Origin of the sequence: Synechococcus sp. BDU 130192, assembly GCF_963876085.1 — a bacterium.
Taxonomy (GTDB): domain Bacteria; phylum Cyanobacteriota; class Cyanobacteriia; order Cyanobacteriales; family MRBY01; genus MRBY01.
In genome coordinates this window covers 57604-75596 of sequence record NZ_CAWNNO010000006.1, presented here as the reverse complement: position 1 = coordinate 75596, position 17993 = coordinate 57604, and the positions used below count along the sequence as shown (strand labels likewise).

Here is a 17993-nt window from a genome sequence, read left to right as displayed (position 1 = left end):
ATTCGCAATCGTGGACTAGCTAGCACTGAGCATGTTGCTGAGCTTGTCGAAGCATGTCGAAGTGTAGCGGTTGGACAGACCGTTCAATCCTGTGGAGCTACGCCCAGTAGGGAGGCTTTGAAGCAGGAATCTCTTAAGGCGACTTAAGAAGCCCGTGCTGTCTCGTAGAGCAGCGCCGGGAGTATGTCACTCTCTGGGTTACTGCTCTAGCCCTTGGTTTTCTGGAAATCAGAAAGGCGATCGCCTTTTTGAAAATATCAGCGAAAAATAATGCTGTACTTTGCCCCTAGGCGACGATGCCTTCACTAAACACCCGGCCAATTACTTCTTCAACGGGAGGATCGTTGACGCTGAGATCCGCTACGGGCAAATTTTCTAAGATTTTGGCGATGCTCTGGGTCAAATTTTCTCGCTTTACCAAAAAACGTACCGCTTGACCATCGATGTGTTCTACTTCTCCAAAAAAGCTCAGGGCCTCGCGGGAATAGGTTTCTGTTAATTCGACCCGCACTTCTCGATAGGGCGCAAAGCGATCCAGTAACTTTTCTAAATTGCCATCGTAGATCAGTTTTCCCTGGTAAATGAGCAACACCCGCTCACAGAGGGCGGTAATATCCGCCATATAGTGGCTGGTTAAAAGAATTGTCGCCCCATAGCGCTGGTTATATTCCCGCAGAAAGTCCCGCACCGCCACCTGGGCATTCACATCTAAACCGAGGGTCGGCTCATCCAAAAAGAGCACCTGGGGATGGTGCAATAGGGCAGCCAGGAGTTCCGCCTTCATCCGTTCTCCTAGGGAGAGTTTACGCATGGGTTGGGTCAGCTTTCCTTCTAGGGAGAGCATCGCGCTGAGTTCTGCCAGGCGTTCTTCAAAAACAGGTTCGGGAATGTCGTAGACAGCAGCATTGATGCGGAGGGAATCGAGGGCAGGCAAATCCCAAAGGAGCTGTTGTTTTTGCCCCATGACCAGGCTGATTTGCTTGAGAAACGCCCGTTGCCGCTGGAAAGGAATCGCCCCTGCCACACGTACTACCCCCGTGGAGGGATAAATTAGCCCCGTGAGCATTTTGAGGGTCGTGGTTTTGCCGGCCCCATTTGGCCCCAAAAAGCCCACAATTTCGCCGGGTTCAATGTTAAAGGTGATCTCCTCAACGGCTTTAATTTGTCGGTATTGCCGCTGGAAAAAGTGTTTGAGGGTTCCCTTAAAACCGGGTTGCTTGAGGGCGACGGGATAGATTTTACTGAGGGAATCGACTTCAATAATTGGCATGGTCAGGGAACGGGCCTAGGCAGCACTCAAGATAGACCTAGATCATATCAGGGGCGATCGCCTCTGGTTCGGGCGATTTTTGTTCCATGATCGTGGCCTTGTAGGGAATGACACCCGTTTCCACGCTATTGAGACAGCGGGCGGCACCAAGGGATAGATCCAGGCTTCGGGGCGGAATATAGGGGCCACGGTCATTGAGGCGGATGATTACACTCCGGTCATTGTTGAGGTTGGTGACCTTGAGGTAGGTATTCAGGGGCATCGAAGGGTGGGCCGCCGTCAAAGCGTATTGGTCGTAGGTTTCCCCATTGGCCGTCAGGCGACCGTGAAAGTAGGGGCCATACCAGGAGGCTAGTCCTTCGAGGGATTGACCTGTTTCTTCGAGCTGGTACATTTGCTGCTGGGCAGTGACCATATCTAGAGCTGGCACACCGAGGGCGAGGCGAAGATTATTCGCCCACTGAATGGCGAGGATCTCATGGTTGAGAACGTCCTCATGGGTAATTGTTTCGTCCACAACTAAAAGAATGTCATCACCAAAGGCGATCGCCGGTTTGTCTTTATGTAACGTCGGAGCGATCGCCGTGGCTTGGAATTCCGCCATCGCCACCAGTTGTTCAAGGCGTTGAGCCAACCGTTCGGCCTCCTGTTGGGAGCGAATGGTGGCAACGGGCTTATTCTGGAGCCAAAGTTGATGGCTTTGGAGGTTGGTGGCGGGGCGGTCTGCGTCGTAGCTAATCAGCTGTGCCCCAGACTCAGCAGCAGCTTGGGGTGTTGCTTCCGGCGTAGGCACCACCGCGACGAGGGGGGCAGTGGCCAGCGGCACTTCTAACTGAAGTAAAGAATCGAGGCCCAGACTTTGGGTAAATCGCTGAAATAAATTAAAGGCCCACCACTTAGAGACCTGGGGCGTGAGTTGTTCCGGGTTTGTATCGGCCACGAGTTGCGCTTCCGGGGCCTTATCCAGGGTACTCGCTAAACGGCACAGGGGATTTTCGGCTAGGGTTTCCCGTTGGGCGTTGAGGCTCACTGTTTTGACTGGGTCGGCACTGGTGGCGATCGCCTTAGTTTGAAAGGGAGCGAGGTTAACGGCTGCCGCGCCGAGGCCCATCACCAGGGAAGCGCCCAAAGTAGATAATAATCCTGTGAATTTCGGTAAATGCATACAGAATAAAAGAAAAGCTAAAAATCACAGACAGCACCCATTGTTTAGCAGAGATAATCTGAAACTGGGTTTTAGGTGCCGCGTCACATTGCAGGTTCATCAGATAAATTGCTCTATGTTTTATAGCCCATGAATTTCCGAAAAAAGTTGGCCTTCAGCGACAATCCGAGGCTGAATTGACAGGAAATCCCCCCCTCCGTCATCCCAAAAATTCTTCCAGGCGCTTACTATGACCACCTTTAGGCACCGCTGGGCAAATCTCTGGTTAACACGACATTATGATTTCTTATTTAATGTTTTTACTAATGCAAAAAATCGCCACTGATAACGAAAGCTAATTTAAAATCCCGCTATTTTGTTCGTTCCGCTACAAAACTTCCAGGCAGTAAGTGAGACCCATGAACCATCTTAGTGTGCATCAACAGCAATTTTTAACGCAACTGGCCGCTGGCCTCCGCCCTGGTCAAGATGCGTTGGCCCAATGGCGGTCTGGAGAAATGGCGATCGCCGCCGTTCCCGGTTCCGGAAAATCCCATGCCCTAGCCGTTGCCGCTGTCCTCACCCTTGCCCGGCAGTCTTTGCACCACGGTCAACAGTTAGTCATTGTGACCTTTACGCGAGCCGCAGCCGAGGGGATTAAGCAAAAAATTCTGACCCACCTCAAGGCCGCCCAGTTACCTGTGGTGGGTTTTTCGGTACAAACGATCCATGGTTTAGCATTGCAAATTGCTAGTCGGCACCCGGAGGTTTCTGGCGTGGATCTAGATAGCCTTTCTCTCCAGGATATTCCCGCAAATCACCCCATCCTCCGCGCCGCCGTTGAGCAGTGGATTCAAGCCCATGGGGAACAATATGAACGTCTTTGTCAGGGGGCACGCTCTGATCAGGAAAAAACGGAGCAACTGCGCCGCCGTTTTGCCCTCAGCACAGAAATTTTGCCAGACCTTGCCCATACGGTGATCCATGAAAGCAAAAGTTCTAATCTCTCGCCCCAGGCCGTAGCCAAACTGGGAGAAACCCTAGACGATCCCTACCAATCCTTGGCGATCGCCGCTGGCATTTATCAGAATTATCAACAACTGCTCCAGGAGAACAATGTCCTTGACTACGACGATCTGGTGTTAGGGGCCATCCGGGTGCTGCAACAGCCGGAGTTACAGCAATATTGGCAGGGACAAATTTACGGGATTTTTGAAGACGAGGCCCAGGATTCTAGTCCCCTCCAAGAGCAATTGATCCGCCTCCTAGCCACAGCCCCCGAATCTGGAGAATGTAACCTCGTGCGGGTGGGCGATCCAAATCAGGCGATCAATTCCACCTTTACCCCCGCTGACCCGTTTTATTTCAATCGCTTTTGTCAGGCCGTAGACTGTGCCGAAATTCACTACGCGGGCCGCTCTAGCCTGCCAATTATCACTGCGGCGAATCAGATGCTCCACTGGGCCAGCCACACCCTTTCACCGCCGGATCGGTTTGCGTTTCGCTGGCAAGAAATTTTCCCGGTGCCCAGCCATGACCCCCAACAAAATGCCAATCCCGATCCCATTGGCGCGGGGGTAGAACGCCATTACCCCCAGGATATTTACGCGACGGTACAACAACTTGGCGATCGCCTCGAAACTTTATTAACCGCAAACCCAGACCACAGTGCAGCAATTCTCGTGCGCAAACAACGCCAGGCTAAATTTGTCATTGAGCAATTAAGGGCGCGATTTCAGCCAACAACGATTCGCCTTTATGATGCCCGCAGCGGTAATGATGCCAACCATCTGGTGCTGGAGCTTTATCAAATTCTGCGGTTTCTGGAACGGCCCCACTCCCCTGACTGCTTGAAGGGTGCCCTTGATGTTTTAGGCGATCGCCAAAAAATTCCCACCCAAGATCTAGCCCGTCTCGCCACCTATCCCGAAAAATTTCTCTATCCAGGCCCCCTCGACCCGGCCCTCTCCTCTGGCCCCGCCCAGGCCGCCCAAACCCTCTGTGTTCAACTGCTTCAGGCGCGCTGGCAACTGCCCCACTACCAACTCTTACCCTTTTTGGCGATGACCCTAGATTATCGCGATGTCGAACTCGCCACGGTGCAAAAACTCGCCGAACGCATCGCCCAGCAAACCCAGGGCAAAAAAAATCTACGCCAGACCCTCGAAGTTTTAGAAATGCTTCTCCGGGATGGTTTTGAAGGCATTGAACTCGACACCGACGCCCGCTACACTCGCCCGCAGCAAATTACGGTGATCACCATGCACAAGGCGAAGGGCTTAGATTGGGACTATGTCTTTATTCCTTTTTTGCACGACTCCGAAATTCCCGGCATGAGTTGGGTGCCTAGTGGGGCGCAATTCCTTGGTGATTACAACCTGGCGCAGGTGGCCCGGGCCCAAATTCGTCATTTTGTCCATGGCCAAGACCAGGGGCGATCGCCAACGACCCCAGCGACGATTGCGACCCTTTGGCAAGAAGCCCAACAGCTTAAAACCGAAGAAGAATACCGACTCCTCTACGTGGCCATGACCCGCGCCAAACGACTCCTGTGGCTTTCTGCGGCTAAACAAGCTCCCTTTTCCTGGAGTACCTTTAAACCCCACCAAAGTTCATTGCAGTCCCAGAAACCCTGTCCAATTTTTGACGTTTTACAAGGAAAAATTTAAGGATAAAACGCCAACTGCGGTAAGCCTGCCGTTTCCTCCCAGCCCAGCATAATATTCATGCACTGGACGGCTTGGCCCGACTGTCCCTTCAGGAGATTATCAATGGCAGACATCACAATGACGCGGCCCGTGCGGTGGTCTACTTCAATCCCTAGATAACAGAGGTTTGTACCACAGGCCCACTTCGTCTGGGGATAAACACCGTTGGGTAGAACTTCCACACAGGGAGCCGCCCGATAAAAGGCGCTGTAAATGGTCAGTAAATCATCGCGCACCAAACCCGGATCCCGGAGGGTTGCGTAGACTGTCGCCAGAATGCCCCTGGGCATCGGGATGAGGTGGGGCGTAAATTGCACGCGAATATCTTGGCTGGCGAGTTTGCTACAAATTTGTTCAATTTCTGGCGTGTGACGGTGGGAGGCTACTCCATAGGCTCCCAGGGAAGCATCGGCTTCAGCTAAGAGTAAATTAATTTTCCCTTGGCGACCCCCGCCGGATGTGCCGGATTTGGCATCAATAATTGCGGTTTCTGGCTGAATCAAGCCCTGTTTGAAAAGGGGTGCCAGGGCCAAAAGGCTGGCAGTAACATAACAACCAGGGCAACCCACCAGTTGGGCGCGGCGAATGTCATCCCGGTAGAGTTCTGGCAGACCATAAACGGCGATCGCATTCGTATCTTGGTCGGTGCGTTCTGTTTTATACCAAGCCTGATAGGTGTCGAGATCCTTGAAGCGATAGTCAGCTGAGAGGTCAAGGACTTTGCAGCCCCGTTCGATCAGTTGGGGGGCAAGGTCACAGGCCAAGCCATTGGGCAAACCGAGAAAAACCACCTGGCAACGGCTGGCAATCACATCGAGATCAATGGGCTCAACGATCATTTTGATGCGGTGGCCGACATGGGGATAAAGTTCTGCGTAGGGTTTTCCGGCACTGCTGTTGCCCCCTAGATAGGTCAGCTCCACTTGGGGATGATCACTCAGCAGACGGACGAGTTGCATACCACCATAGCCCGACGCGCCGACAATCCCGACCGAAACCTTTTCCGAACTGCTCATAAATCCTGCTATTACCTGAACATTGCCTGGGGGCGATCGCCCTTGTTGGCTGCAATTGTACAGGGAAACGCTAAGGACAACCGATTTTATTTTGCGCCATCACCGTGGCCAAGAAAAACCGTTGTCATTCGGAGGGAAACTCGCCGATCAGTCTGGCCCTAAATCAAGCGACACAGTTGATCTTGGTGGAGCACAACTTCCCCTTGGGACGGGAGCCAAGCGACCCAGGATTGTTCTCCGTGGGGACATAACAAAAGCGCATATTCTTCTTCGGTGATCGCCTCAGGGGTTTGGGCTAACTTAACCCAATCACTGTTTGCTTGGGCCGGCGCAAAAGCCGTATCAAAGGGGTGTTCCGTTGTGTTGGGGCAGTAGCGAATACTGGATAAATCAAGGGAAGGGGTGCGTTGCATCAGGATTTTCTCCGAGACGAGTATTTGAGATACAGAGCATAGATGATTAGCCAGCCTAATCATTGCAATGTTTGTATTTAATGATACAGAAAATATTCCAAAAACCAGGGTCTGCCATAGAAGTTTACGGATTGTTGCCCAGGACAACCGCGCCAAAATCTATTGATTTACCCCCATGATTAGGTACAAACGAACGATATTTGTCCTAGGAACAAGGGTGATCATTGTGGGCATAAATGAGTTTCATTAGCCCCTCAAAAGACCTTACCCTGGAAATTCCCCCTTGAATGGAGGGGGGGGTTAGATGTTAGGATGAAATTGGATAGGGATAATTAAATTTTTTGAAACTTTAGTTTTCTACACAGAATAATAACCCCTTAAGCCCAAGCAGAATGCCATTTAGGTGCTGCCTTGGGGAGTCCCCCTTAAGTGGGTCGATCTATTTTAGATCTTAATTGGTTCGGGAAAATACGGCCTAATTTTGGCTTTTATTTTCATTGAATGTGTGTGTAAAAAGCGAAGAATGGGAATATTAAAGCTGTAAAGAAAAGCGAACAATAGTCTCAGGTTGATCCCTTTGGGAAAAATCTGAGGACTTAGCATAATTTCCAGTTGTAATTTCGGATTATGGGGAACAAAAAAACAATTTTACCTGTGGCATAAAGATTAACCACCGGGAAAGTTGGTGCTTCGGAATGCAACTTTTCGCTGCAGTTGATTGTCTCTGTCCAGCACAGAGAGACACCATCTAGTTCAGATATGTGGGGGAAGATCATATGCCAGTGCAAATTTATTTCTTGATCGTTGTTTATCTATTCACGATCCTGTGGGAGAAAATTAAATATCAAGATCCTCATTAGGCAGTTGCAGCGGTAGGGTGAAGGTTAGCCAAGCGCCTTGATATTTGGGGTGATTGCGGGCGGTAATTGAGCCGCCGTGGGCAGTAATAATTTGCTGCACGATCGCTAAGCCTAGCCCACTCCCCTGGCGCAAATCGGTATTATCTCCCGGTCTTGTTCTTGCTTGGTCGCCCCGGTACAAGCGCTCAAACACAAATGGCAAGTCTTCTGGATCAAAGCCAACGCCTTGATCGATCACTTCTACGGTAACGAAGTCTGAATCGACTTCAGGGGGAGATACAGTAACAAAAATGGCCTCCCCAACGGGATTGTATTTAATGCCATTGTCAAAAAGATTGAGAAAAACCTGGGTGAGGCGATCGCCATCGGCGGTCATTTTTAATGTGTCTGGCCCCTGATATTGTCGCGTGACTTGTTTTTGTTGGGCGAGGGGGGTGAGGGTTTCCCAAGCATCGTTAATCAACTGCACCAGATCAAAGGTTTGGTAGCTCAAAACTTGGTGGGGGTGGGACTCTAGTCGACTCAGTTCTAGCCAGTCCTGGACAAGGTAAAACAAACGATTAATTTCCTTAAGAATTTGACCAGCCCATTTCAATTCCAAGCCCGTTAGGCGCTGTTCTAGGGTTTCTGCGAGGAGCCGCATCGCCGTTAGGGGCGTCCGTAATTCGTGGGTCAGATCAGACAGTAATTTTTCTTGGGAACGTTTCAGGATGTGAATCGGCTCTTGGTTTTCTAAAAAAACCGCCACATCGCCACGACTTAAAGGGATAGTGCTTCCCCGCAGGTGTATCGGTTGGTTAGGGCCTTCAGCACGGGTTTGGGCGTCATGGCTCGGAAAAAATTCCCATTCCTGGCTTTGGGCGGTGCGAGCGCTGCGGGTGGTTTCGATGAGCTGGTCTAACTCATAGGAGCGGACTAATTCCAGCAAGAGACGAATTTGCCCTGGCTGCCAACGATTCAAGCACAGGAGCTGTCGGGCCTTTGGGTTGCACAAAATGAGTTGATTATCCATGTCAACCCGCAGATACCCAAAGGGGGCATTTTCGATCACCCGATACCATTGGTCTAGTTCTGCCTGGAGTTCTTGTTTTTCTTCGTAGAGGCTTTTTAGTTCCCGGCGGAGAGAAGAAAGAGGCGCAAAGAGAAGCTCGTCACTGGGATGTTCACCGTAGGAGTAAAGCATTTGTCGGACTTGTTGCTTTTGGCGCTGTTGCCAGGTGAAACAAATAATGCCTGCTGTGCCACAGCCAATGATTATCGGAATCCAAATCATGCTTTGATACGGGTGCTTTTGGCGATCGCCGTTATTTGCTAGGGGTTACTCAGGATGATGGCGTTGAGAATGGGGCAGGACTTTCCCATTGGTGGTATTACTATTTAGAAACCACCGTGCCGTTCTTCGCCTGACAACATGGATCTTACCCTGTTCCTCCAGCAACTTCTCAATGGTCTTTCCATTGGTAGTGTCTACGCGATTTTTGCCCTGGGTTATACCCTCGTTTTTTCGATTCTTGGCATTATTAACTTTGCCCACGGAGCGATTTTTACCCTAGGCGCTTACTTCACTTATCTCTTTGCTGGGGGACAATTTGGCTTCAATGGCTTCTTGGCCCAGGTGAAATTACCCTTTGCCCTGCCCTTTGGTTTGGCGTTGTTAATTGGCTGCGGTTTCGCGGGCTGCGTTTCGATGTTAGTAGAATGGCTCGCGTTTCGTCCTTTACGCCTCCGGGGCGCCGATCCCCTCCTGAGTTTGGTCTCCAGTCTGGGGGCTGCCGTGGTGATTGTGAATGGGATTCAGCTGTTGGTGGGCGCAGAGATTTATACGTTTCCAGCGGATATTTACGGTGGTTTGCCGGAGTCGATTAACTTTGGCTCTCCAGAGCGACCGATTCTGATCCGGACAGTACAGCTCATTATCTTGACGGTGTCCGCACTGGTTGTGACCCTGTTGACCTATGGCATGACCCGAACGAAATTTGGGAAAGCGATCCAAGCGGTGGCAGAGGATAGCACAACCGCCAGTCTCTTGGGGATTAATACGGAACAGGTGGTGCGGGTGACGTTTTTTGTGAGCGGTGCTTTGGCGGGCCTGGCGGGAACATTGGTGGGTTCTAGCGTGAGCATTGCGGGGCCTTATTTTGGCATTAGCTATGGTTTGAAGGGATTAGGCGTAATTGTTCTAGGGGGTTTGGGAAATATTCCGGGAGCGGTGCTGGGCGGTTTAATTATCGGCATGGCAGAAGCGTTCATTCCAGCGGATTTTTCAGGGTATCGGGAGGCGATCGCCTTTGCGTTACTGTTTGGGATGTTGCTGCTCCGGCCCCAGGGGTTATTGGGCCAAAAAACGATTCAAAAGGTGTGAGATGGCGGCATTTTTGAGTACCTACGGCTATTTGATCGTCTCGACTCTTTTGGGGGCACTGTTGGGGATATCGGTTTACCTACCACTGATGGCGGGACAGCTTTCTCTAGCGACACCGGGTTTCTATGCCCTGGGGGGTTACATTGCGGCGATCCTCTCGACCCAGGCGATCGCCTTTACGGGGCCAACCTTTCCACTGCCTTGGCTCCTGGGGGAAATGGCCCTGGCGGGGTTAGCCTCTGGAATAGTTGCTCTGATCATTGGCGTGCCTGTGTTGCGGTTGCGGGGGATTTATTTGGCGATCGCCACCATTGCTTTAGTGGAAATTGTCCGGGTATTGTCGTTAAATTTGCCCATCACCGGGGGCGCTGTGGGGATTTTTGGCATTCCCCAACCCTTTCGCAGTCCCCTCGGTTATCTGTGGTTGGTGGGGCCGTTGCTAATCATCGTGGGTGTTCTAGTGTGGCGTCTAGAAAATACCAAAGTAGGCCGCGCCTTTAACGCCATTCGTGAGGACGAACTCGCCGCCAGTGCCATGGGCATTAACCCAACTCAATATAAGGTCTTGGCGTTTGTACTGGGGGCAATTTTAGCGGGTGTTGTGGGGGCGATCGCCGCCCATTTTCTCAACACCTGGAATGCGCGCCAGGGTACCTTTGATGCCAGCATCACCTACCTAGCCTTTGTGTTGGTCGGGGGCAGTCGTACTTTTTTAGGGCCGATTCTGGGGGGCATTGTCCTCACGGCTCTCCCGGAAGTGCTGCGGGGTCTAGGGGATGCGCGGCTGATCTTTTTCGGTTTGCTTTTGCTGCTGGGGACGATTTTTTATCCCCAGGGTTTGATTACCCCCGAACTGCTACGTCGTTGTTTACCCACTGCCTTGAAGCCTAAAATCTAATTTTTAGCGTTAAATCGCCGCTTTTTCCCTTCGTTTGACGAATTTATCTTGAAATATGGAAACACTCACCCTCACTCGCCCCGATGACTGGCATTTGCACCTCCGTGACGGGGAAGCGCTCAAGGCTGTTTTGCCCGATACGGTGCGTCAATTTGCCCGGGCCATTGTGATGCCCAACCTCAAGCCCCCCGTGCGTACCGTTGCTGAGGCCGCTGCCTATCGCGATCGCATTTTGGCCGTCATTCCCCCAGGGCGAACCTTTGAACCCCTGATGACCCTCTACCTCACGGACAATACCAGTCCTGCTGAAATTCAGGCCGCGAAAGCATCAGGGTTTGTCAAAGCGGTGAAATATTATCCCGCTGGTGCCACAACCAACTCTGACTTTGGCGTCACAGATATCCGCAAATGTGATGCGGTGTTTGAGGCGATGCAAGCGGTTGATCTACCCCTGCTACTCCATGGAGAGGTGACCGATCATCGGGTGGATGTGTTTGACCGGGAAAAAGTTTTTATCGAAACTTATCTCCGTCCCCTGAAGGAACGCTTTCCGCAGTTACGCATTGTTTTAGAGCACATCACCACCAAAGATGCAGTGGAATTTGTCCTGGCGAGCGATGAAAAAGTGGCGGCGACGATTACCCCCCAACATTTGCTGTTCAATCGCAACAGTATTTTCCAGGGCGGCATTCGGCCCCATTTCTACTGTTTACCGATCTTGAAACGAGAGACCCACCGGGAAACCCTGCTAGAAGCGGCAACCTCTGGCAATCCCAAATTTTTCCTCGGCACCGATAGTGCGCCCCATGGCCGCGATCGCAAAGAAAGTGACTGTGGCTGTGCGGGGTGTTATTCAGCACTCCATGCCCTAGAGCTATACGCCACGGTATTTGAAGCAGCAGATGCCCTAGATAAACTTGAAGGTTTTGCCAGTTTCCATGGGCCGGATTTTTACCAACTGCCCCGTAATACGGAAAGAATCACCTTAACGAAAACCCCTTGGCAGATTCCCGACGCGCTGCCTTTTCCGGAATCGAGTCTCGTGCCCCTTTGGGCTGGCCAGGAATTGAGCTGGAAATTTACCCCAGCAGTCGCCTAGGAATTTTCGTACCAACTGGCGCGCCAGGCGGCTTCGGCTTCGGCGATCGCCAAATCCTGTTTTGCCTTTTGGTAATACTTTTGCAAATTACGGAGCTTATCAACCTGTTCCCGGAGACGGCGGCGCTGGGCCGAAACTTCCGGTTCCGTAAACTCAACTTCTGAAACTTTCAGGTGCACAGCGGTTAGGTGAGTACGGTGTTTTTTCTTCTTCTTTTCCTTACCTAGTTCAGCTTCGATGATGACGTTTACTAAATGACTCGGCATCTGACCGCCATGCTGTTGATTATCGGCTTGAATCGCCATATCGAGGACGGTGCTCGGAATATTTTCCGGGAGAATCTTGGCATCCTGGAGCTGGTGATTAACCGTTTGGGAGACTTGGTTAAGGGTGCGACGAATACGTTTTTCAGTGGTTTTGCACCATTCGAGCCAATAGTCTGGGCTATTTTCATCGGTGGAGACCTCTACCGCAGGCCCCTGCATCATTTCGGCTAAACTATCGGCGATGCGCTCTGCCAACTGGGACAATTCCCGCCGCTTTTCTTTATCTTCGAGTTGGGCTGGTAGTTGATCATCTTTATCTATTTTGTCTTCTGGCGGCTCATCGGTGGCGATCGCCTGATCGAGGCTTTCAAACACTTCAAACAATTCTTGATCAAGATCCTCGCTATTTTCCATATCGCCAGTATCAACAAAAAATTCGGCCATCACTTCCGATTCCACTTCACTCGGCTGATCCTCTGGCTCCGTTAGGAGGGTGTGTAGGCGTGTCTGGAGATCGATTCCCTGTTGGCGTAGTTCCTGTTGCAGGGCTTGCCGCTGACTATGGGAAAGTTGCAAAAACTTTTGAGGATAAATCTGGGTGCAGAGTTGGTAACTGGCGAGAACCAATTGACGTTTGAGGCTATCTCCGAGGCAATTGAGGTAATCGCCATAGGCGCTGGTCAGGGCTTCACGCACCCCCACTACCCGCTCACTAATGGTGGCTAAATCTCGACGAACCTGTTCAATTGCTTTGACCATTCACTTCCTAAATCTTATTGGTGTACGGGGGCTTATTTGGACGGGTAACGATGTAACGATTGCAAAAATCAAACCTCAAGATGTTTTATTGTCTGAGATGGTCGACGAAAAGGAAAGGGAGGATGCCGCACTCCCCAAGGGGCGATCGCCCCACCTAAGCCGTCAATTTCTGCTAGGGAAAGTCAAGACGACGAATGTTGCCTAGCTGTCCCCCTTTTTCCTAAGCTTAGACAATCAGCCCCCAAAGCTGACCCTAATCTTTTTAGAAAATCCTTTACCAAACCATTTATCAAATTATCAAAGCAATTTCCTATGTCCCACTCTACCGATGCCCATACCCTTGCCCGCTGGATGGCAGGGGAGTTTTCTAACGAAGCCCAGGCCCTCGCCAATCCGCCCCTCTGGGCTCACATCAAAGTTTGTATGCGCCCCCTGCCCAATCAATTTTTCGATGGCTATGGCCTCTACCTCGAACAGGCCTACAGCTCCGATACCTCTGCTCCTTACCGTCTGCGCCTGTTTCACATCAAACCCGTCGATGACCACATGGAACTGGTGCATTACAAACCCAAGGATGATGCCAAAACCAAATATATGGGTGCTGCCCGCAACCCTGCCATGATGCAGCACTTTGACATGGCCGATCTAGACCCGATGCCCGGTTGCGACATGATTGTCACCTGGAGTGGGGCGAGCTTTAAGGGCACTGTCCAGGCCGGAAAAGGCTGCCGGGTTGTGCGTTATAACAAAGAGAGCTACCTCGATAACAGCTTTGAAATCACCGATAACGCCTTGATCAGTATTGATCGCGGTCGTGATCCGGTCACCGATAAAATCCTCTGGGGCTCCCTGGCGGGAGCGTTTGAGTTTGAAAAGATCAACAATTTCTCTGGGGAAGTTCAACCCCATTAACCTCTAAAATAAAATTCATCACAATTAGGAGAGAAGCAAAAATTATGGCGGCTAAACTAAAGAAAGGAAGCCTTGTGCGGGTGATTAAAGAACAATTCACCAATAGCCTCGAAGCGAAAGCGAGTGATTCCCGTTTACCCGCCTACTTTTTCGGAAGCCAAGGCGAAATCCTCGATCTCGACGATGAATATGCCTTTGTGCGTTTCTATACCCCAACCCCCAGTGTTTGGCTCCGTCTCGATCAACTCGAAGCTGTCTAAATTTGGAATAGTCCCATGTGTGCGATCGCCGTCCCTTCCATTTCCTGTAAAGCGCCCCAAGTGACGGTGATCGGTGCCGGGAAAGTCGGTAGTACCCTAGCCCAACGGGTCATCGAAAAAAACCTCGCGGATGTGGTCTTGCTCGATATTATTGAAGGTCTGCCCCAGGGCATTGCCCTTGATTTATACGAAGCCCAGGGTTTAGAAGGGCACCACAAAACCATTCTCGGCACCAATGATTATGCTGATACAACGGGTTCCGACATTGTGGTGATTACTGCTGGGCTGGCCCGCAAGCCCGGCATGAGCCGAGAAGATCTGCTCCATTACAATGCCAAGATCGTTGTCCATGCCGCAAGGGAAGCCATGGAGCGCAGCCCCCAAGCCATTTTCATCGTGGTGACAAACCCGATGGATGTGATGACCTACCTCACCTGGAAAGTGACGGGTTTGCCAGTGAACCATGTGTTAGGGATGGGGGGCGTCCTAGATTCAGCCCGTTTACGCACTTTCATTGCGATGGAACTAGGGGTCAGTACCGGGGATGTTTCAACCCTCGTCCTTGGGGGCCATGGAGATTTAATGGTGCCGTTGCCCCATTACTGTACGGTAAGTGGTATCCCAATTACTGAGTTGATGGATGCCACTAAAACTCAAGGGTTAATTGAACGCACCCAGAACGGTGGCGCAGAGATTGTGTCCCTCCTTAAAACGGGCAGTGCTTTCTATGCCCCTGCTTCGTCTGTTTGTCACATGATTGAGTCCCTCATTCAGGATCAATCCCGCCTGTTGCCCGCCTCGGTTTATCTTCAAGGTCAGTATGGTTTGACGGATTTGTTCTTGGGAGTGCCCTGTCGGTTGGGGTGCCGGGGCGTAGAAGCAATTGTTGAGATCCCTTTGACCGATGCTGAACTGGCACAATTGCATCGCTCTGCGGCTTCGGTGCGGGATAGCCGCGATCAGGCCCTCTCTAAACTGAGTTTTTGATAGACTGTTCATGGCAGTGTCGGTGGAATATTGGTTAATTTCCCTGGAAAAACTGGGACAGTCGAAAGCGCTGTGGTGGCTCTTGAGCGACGACGAACAACGGCGGGCCAAGGAGTTTAAATTCCCAGACTTGCAACGGCGTTTTATTCTGGCACGGGCTGGTTTACGGCAAATCCTTGGGTTTTATCTCCAGCGAGACCCAAGAGCGATCGCCTTTGATTATGGTGACCACGGGAAACCGCTATTGCCGGACATTGCGTTTAATTTATCCCACACAAAAAAATTAGCCCTTTGTGCCATTAGCTTAGATGTTCCCCAAGGCCACTTAGGGGCGGATTTAGAAGCAAAAAGACGAAAAAGTGACATTCTGGGGCTTGCAAAACGATTTTTTACACCAGCAGAATTTGATTTCCTGCGACAGCTCCCAGAAACAGCGCAACAATCGGCCTTTTTACAACTCTGGACAGCCAAAGAAGCTTATCTAAAGGGCACCGGTTTGGGCCTACAAGGGGGATTAGACGCCGTTGAAGTGCACCTAAGACCCACACCCCAACTCATTACCCCTGACTCGCAATCTTGGTCGTTATTTTTGGGGGAGCCGGATCAAAATCATTGGGGGGCGATCACCATTGATCAACCCGGTGCCCAGTTTACAAACCGGGGGGAATGGATGCTATATGATGGGGCAGTTTGAGGCTTTCCTTCGTCTTTTTAAAACAAGCTTTTTAATCTCCATCCTTATAAAAATCACAAATCACTATGGTCGGCTATCTCGTCTATCTCACCATCTCAGCGGCAACCTACGGCATTTTTTGTCTGGGCCTCAATTTACAATGGGGCTTTACGGGCCTGATTAACTTTGGTCATGTGGCTTTTATGACCGTCGGTGCCTACACCACAGTTTTACTCTCCAGCCAAGGCGTGCCCTTACTGCTTTCTCTCGCCATTGGGGCTGGGGTCGCGGCTTTACTGGGGCTGCTCATTGGCCTCTCAACCCTGCGGCTGCGGGAAGATTATTTGGCAATTGTGACCATTGGGGTGTCTGAATTGGTGCGGTTGGTGGCCCTCAACGAAGAATGGTTAACCAGGGGAGCCTTTGGGGTGCAGGGTTATCCGTTGCCCCTGGGAAGTTTTCGACCGAATCAGGTGGGTAAGATTTCTTTGATCTTTTGGTTGACGATCATTGCAATTTTTGCGGCATGGCAACTATGGCGGGGGTTGCGCTGGCGCTGGAAAAAACTCAAAAAACAGGAAAAATCTGGTTTAGGGGTGATTGTTTGGGGCATCCTTGGGGGTGGGATCATCACCAGTTTGTTTATCAACGGCTGCATTGCCCTCCAAAATTACAACTACAAAGCAGGGCTGATGTTGCTGTCGGTGGTCGCCTTGACTTTGGTTTATGCCGGTCTGGAATATCTGGTGCAATCCCCCTGGGGTCGGGTGCTGAAGGCGATTCGCGAAGATGAGGAAATCCCCCGTGCCCTCGGTAAAAATGTTTTTTGGTATAAGTTGCAGGCCTTTATGCTCGGTGGGGCGATCGCCGGTGGAGCGGGTTCTTTTTATGCGTGGCAGTTGACCAATGTTTATCCGGCTAATTTTGATCCGTTAGTCACCTTCAACGCTTGGACGATTGTGGTGTTGGGCGGCGCTGGCACGAATCCCGGTACTTTAATTGGTGCGCTCATTTTCTTTGCCTACGACTCCCTGACGCGGTTTGTGTTGCCCCAGTTAAATTTGGTGGACGATGCCCGCCTCGGCGCATTACGGATTATGGTGATTGGTCTAATTTTGATGGTGCTGATGGTGTGGCGGCCCCAGGGCATTTTGGGTAATAAAGATGAGCTGACCCTCGGTAAATAATTGGCAAAATTTCCGGCATTACCGTTATTACTGCTGAGATAAACATAACGTCCTGGCATTTCCTACGTTAATCTATGGGAAATGCTTTTTTGTCGCCCATTATCTCCGTTCACTTGCCATGTCTACCGTTAGCTTACTTGCGGCCCAAGCCTACAAACTGCCCGAACTGCGCCAATCCCTTGAAACTTTGCTGGAGCCTTTGGGGGGGATGGCGGCTTTTGTGAAACCAGGCGATCGCGTTTTGCTAAAACCGAATATGCTCACCGGGGCGCGACCGACCAAAGAATGCATTACCCGTAAGGAAGTGGTTTACTGCGTCGCCCAGATGGTTTTAGAAGCAGGCGGCAAACCCTTTATTGGTGACAGTCCGGCGTTTGGGTCGGCCCAGGGAGTCGCGAAAAATAACGGCTATTTACCCTTGCTCGAAGAGTTGGGGATTCCCCTGGTGGAATTTCACGGCAAACGGTACCGCACGGAAGGGGACAACTACCAAAATTTACGCCTCTCGAAGGAAGCAATGGAGGCGGATGTGGTGATTAATCTGCCCAAGGTAAAATCCCACGTGCAACTAACCCTGACTTTGGGCGTGAAAAATTTGTTTGGTTGTGTGCCTGGGAAAATGAAAGCTTGGTGGCACATGGAAGCGGGCAAAGATCCCGAACAGTTTGCAACGATGCTCATCGAAACGGCCCAGGCGATCGCCCCGGATTTGACAATTCTTGATGGGATTATTGGTCACGAAGGCAATGGCCCCAGTGGTGGCGAACCGAAGCAATTGGGCGTATTGGGGGCTTCTACGGACGTTTTTGCCCTAGACCGGGCAATGGTGGATATTTTAGGCGTTGAACCGGAATTGGTGCCGATGGTGGCGAAATCCATGGAACTAGGACTCTGTAGTGATCTTGCTAAAATTCACTTTCCCCTAGCGACGCCGCAACAGTTGGCGATCGCCGATTGGAAACTCCCCGAAGCCCTGATGCCCATCGACTTTGCCCTGCCCCGCATTCTCAAGTCCACCTTTCGGCACTTCTACATCCGCTTTATCAAAGAACCCATGGCTTCCTATAGCGGCAAGTAGGTTGAGTTTGGCCCTGCCTAGTTGCAAAATTCAGTCTGGGCCAGCATAAATTATCTAACCCAGAATTCCTTCTCGGACAATTGCAGCTTTCGGTTTTCTGT

16 protein-coding genes are annotated in these 17993 nt (G+C 51.1%); 10 read left to right on the top strand and 6 right to left on the bottom strand.

The annotated features are described in order from the left end of the window. Nucleotides 1-286 precede the first annotated feature (286 nt). The gene (locus tag AACT35_RS02775) at nucleotides 287-1270 is read right to left on the bottom strand and encodes an ABC transporter ATP-binding protein (protein WP_099238804.1); all 984 of its coding nucleotides are present in this window, start codon (nucleotides 1268-1270) and stop codon (nucleotides 287-289) included. Between the two features lie 37 nt (nucleotides 1271-1307). Continuing rightward, the gene (locus AACT35_RS02770) at nucleotides 1308-2435 is read right to left on the bottom strand and encodes a septal ring lytic transglycosylase RlpA family protein (protein WP_254047987.1); all 1128 of its coding nucleotides are present in this window, start codon (nucleotides 2433-2435) and stop codon (nucleotides 1308-1310) included. 398 nt (nucleotides 2436-2833) lie between these two features. On the opposite strand from AACT35_RS02770, the gene AACT35_RS02765 reads away from it, so the two are divergent. Further along, entirely contained in the window at nucleotides 2834-5083 is a 2250-nt protein-coding gene (locus AACT35_RS02765; RefSeq protein ID WP_099238802.1) for an ATP-dependent helicase, read from the top strand. Here AACT35_RS02765 and argC read toward each other — a convergent pair. The 3 genes from argC to AACT35_RS02750 all read right to left on the bottom strand — a co-directional run bounded on the left by argC (nucleotide 5080) and on the right by AACT35_RS02750 (nucleotide 8684). Further along, a complete protein-coding gene (gene argC / locus AACT35_RS02760; RefSeq protein WP_012307707.1) occupies nucleotides 5080-6138 on the bottom strand; it encodes an N-acetyl-gamma-glutamyl-phosphate reductase in 1059 nt (352 codons plus the stop codon). The genes AACT35_RS02765 and argC overlap by 4 nt on opposite strands. A gap of 158 nt (nucleotides 6139-6296) precedes the next feature. After that, nucleotides 6297-6551: a hypothetical protein gene (locus AACT35_RS02755; RefSeq protein ID WP_099238800.1), complete on the bottom strand. Its 255-nt coding sequence runs from the start codon at nucleotides 6549-6551 to the stop codon at nucleotides 6297-6299. A gap of 837 nt (nucleotides 6552-7388) precedes the next feature. Continuing rightward, entirely contained in the window at nucleotides 7389-8684 is a 1296-nt protein-coding gene (locus AACT35_RS02750) for a PAS domain-containing sensor histidine kinase (RefSeq protein ID WP_099238798.1), read from the bottom strand. A gap of 138 nt (nucleotides 8685-8822) precedes the next feature. Here AACT35_RS02750 and AACT35_RS02745 point away from each other — a divergent pair, with 138 nt between their 5' ends. Genes AACT35_RS02745 through pyrC form a run of 3 tightly spaced genes read left to right on the top strand, consistent with a single transcriptional unit; the run spans nucleotide 8823 to nucleotide 11770 of the window. Next, nucleotides 8823-9773 carry a branched-chain amino acid ABC transporter permease gene (locus AACT35_RS02745; RefSeq protein ID WP_012307704.1) on the top strand — a complete coding sequence of 317 codons (951 nt, stop codon included), beginning with the start codon at nucleotides 8823-8825 and terminating at the stop codon, nucleotides 9771-9773. Between the two features lies 1 nt (nucleotide 9774). Next, nucleotides 9775-10671: a branched-chain amino acid ABC transporter permease gene (locus tag AACT35_RS02740; protein WP_099238796.1), complete on the top strand. Its 897-nt coding sequence runs from the start codon at nucleotides 9775-9777 to the stop codon at nucleotides 10669-10671. A 55-nt stretch (nucleotides 10672-10726) separates the two neighbouring features. Beyond that, the gene (gene pyrC / locus AACT35_RS02735) at nucleotides 10727-11770 is read left to right on the top strand and encodes a dihydroorotase (RefSeq protein ID WP_099238794.1); all 1044 of its coding nucleotides are present in this window, start codon (nucleotides 10727-10729) and stop codon (nucleotides 11768-11770) included. On the opposite strand, the gene AACT35_RS02730 is transcribed toward pyrC, so the two are convergent. Further along, nucleotides 11767-12795 carry a hypothetical protein gene (locus AACT35_RS02730; protein ID WP_099238792.1) on the bottom strand — a complete coding sequence of 343 codons (1029 nt, stop codon included), beginning with the start codon at nucleotides 12793-12795 and terminating at the stop codon, nucleotides 11767-11769. The two genes, pyrC and AACT35_RS02730, sit on opposite strands and share 4 nt — an antisense overlap. Nucleotides 12796-13107: 312 nt before the next feature. On the opposite strand from AACT35_RS02730, the gene AACT35_RS02725 reads away from it, so the two are divergent. The 6 genes from AACT35_RS02725 (at nucleotide 13108) to AACT35_RS02700 (ending at nucleotide 17892) form a co-directional block, all read left to right on the top strand. Beyond that, nucleotides 13108-13707 (top strand): chromophore lyase CpcT/CpeT, encoded by a 600-nt coding sequence (locus AACT35_RS02725; RefSeq protein ID WP_099238790.1) that lies wholly within the window; start codon nucleotides 13108-13110, stop codon nucleotides 13705-13707. Between the two features lie 44 nt (nucleotides 13708-13751). Further along, nucleotides 13752-13967, top strand: a complete 216-nt coding sequence (locus AACT35_RS02720; protein WP_012307699.1) for an NAD(P)H-quinone oxidoreductase subunit O — start codon at nucleotides 13752-13754, stop codon at nucleotides 13965-13967. 15 nt (nucleotides 13968-13982) lie between these two features. Continuing rightward, complete coding sequence (gene mdh, locus AACT35_RS02715) at nucleotides 13983-14954, top strand: malate dehydrogenase (RefSeq protein WP_099238788.1); 972 nt, start codon at nucleotides 13983-13985, stop codon at nucleotides 14952-14954. A 10-nt stretch (nucleotides 14955-14964) separates the two neighbouring features. Further along, nucleotides 14965-15648, top strand: coding sequence for a 4'-phosphopantetheinyl transferase family protein (locus AACT35_RS02710; RefSeq protein ID WP_099238786.1), 684 nt, complete (start codon nucleotides 14965-14967; stop codon nucleotides 15646-15648). A 65-nt stretch (nucleotides 15649-15713) separates the two neighbouring features. After that, nucleotides 15714-16814, top strand: coding sequence for a branched-chain amino acid ABC transporter permease (locus AACT35_RS02705; RefSeq protein ID WP_062435168.1), 1101 nt, complete (start codon nucleotides 15714-15716; stop codon nucleotides 16812-16814). A 118-nt stretch (nucleotides 16815-16932) separates the two neighbouring features. Continuing rightward, a complete protein-coding gene (locus tag AACT35_RS02700) occupies nucleotides 16933-17892 on the top strand; it encodes a DUF362 domain-containing protein (protein ID WP_099238784.1) in 960 nt (319 codons plus the stop codon). Nucleotides 17893-17993: the final 101 nt, after the last annotated feature.

Bases quoted from the DNA above. Each gene is read 5' to 3' on its own strand.
- AACT35_RS02700 (WP_099238784.1), top strand. From the start codon at position 16,933: ATGTCTACCGTTAGCTTACTTGCGGCCCAAGCCTACAAACTGCCCGAA.
- argC (WP_012307707.1), bottom strand. From the start codon at position 6,138: ATGAGCAGTTCGGAAAAGGTTTCGGTCGGGATTGTCGGCGCGTCGGGC.
- AACT35_RS02740 (WP_099238796.1), top strand. From the start codon at position 9,775: ATGGCGGCATTTTTGAGTACCTACGGCTATTTGATCGTCTCGACTCTT.
- AACT35_RS02725 (WP_099238790.1), top strand. From the start codon at position 13,108: ATGTCCCACTCTACCGATGCCCATACCCTTGCCCGCTGGATGGCAGGG.
- AACT35_RS02705 (WP_062435168.1), top strand. From the start codon at position 15,714: ATGGTCGGCTATCTCGTCTATCTCACCATCTCAGCGGCAACCTACGGC.
- AACT35_RS02745 (WP_012307704.1), top strand. From the start codon at position 8,823: ATGGATCTTACCCTGTTCCTCCAGCAACTTCTCAATGGTCTTTCCATT.
- AACT35_RS02770 (WP_254047987.1), bottom strand. From the start codon at position 2,435: ATGCATTTACCGAAATTCACAGGATTATTATCTACTTTGGGCGCTTCC.
- AACT35_RS02730 (WP_099238792.1), bottom strand. From the start codon at position 12,795: ATGGTCAAAGCAATTGAACAGGTTCGTCGAGATTTAGCCACCATTAGT.
- AACT35_RS02720 (WP_012307699.1), top strand. From the start codon at position 13,752: ATGGCGGCTAAACTAAAGAAAGGAAGCCTTGTGCGGGTGATTAAAGAA.
- AACT35_RS02755 (WP_099238800.1), bottom strand. From the start codon at position 6,551: ATGCAACGCACCCCTTCCCTTGATTTATCCAGTATTCGCTACTGCCCC.
- AACT35_RS02750 (WP_099238798.1), bottom strand. From the start codon at position 8,684: ATGATTTGGATTCCGATAATCATTGGCTGTGGCACAGCAGGCATTATT.
- AACT35_RS02710 (WP_099238786.1), top strand. From the start codon at position 14,965: ATGGCAGTGTCGGTGGAATATTGGTTAATTTCCCTGGAAAAACTGGGA.
- mdh (WP_099238788.1), top strand. From the start codon at position 13,983: ATGTGTGCGATCGCCGTCCCTTCCATTTCCTGTAAAGCGCCCCAAGTG.
- AACT35_RS02765 (WP_099238802.1), top strand. From the start codon at position 2,834: ATGAACCATCTTAGTGTGCATCAACAGCAATTTTTAACGCAACTGGCC.
- AACT35_RS02775 (WP_099238804.1), bottom strand. From the start codon at position 1,270: ATGCCAATTATTGAAGTCGATTCCCTCAGTAAAATCTATCCCGTCGCC.
- pyrC (WP_099238794.1), top strand. From the start codon at position 10,727: ATGGAAACACTCACCCTCACTCGCCCCGATGACTGGCATTTGCACCTC.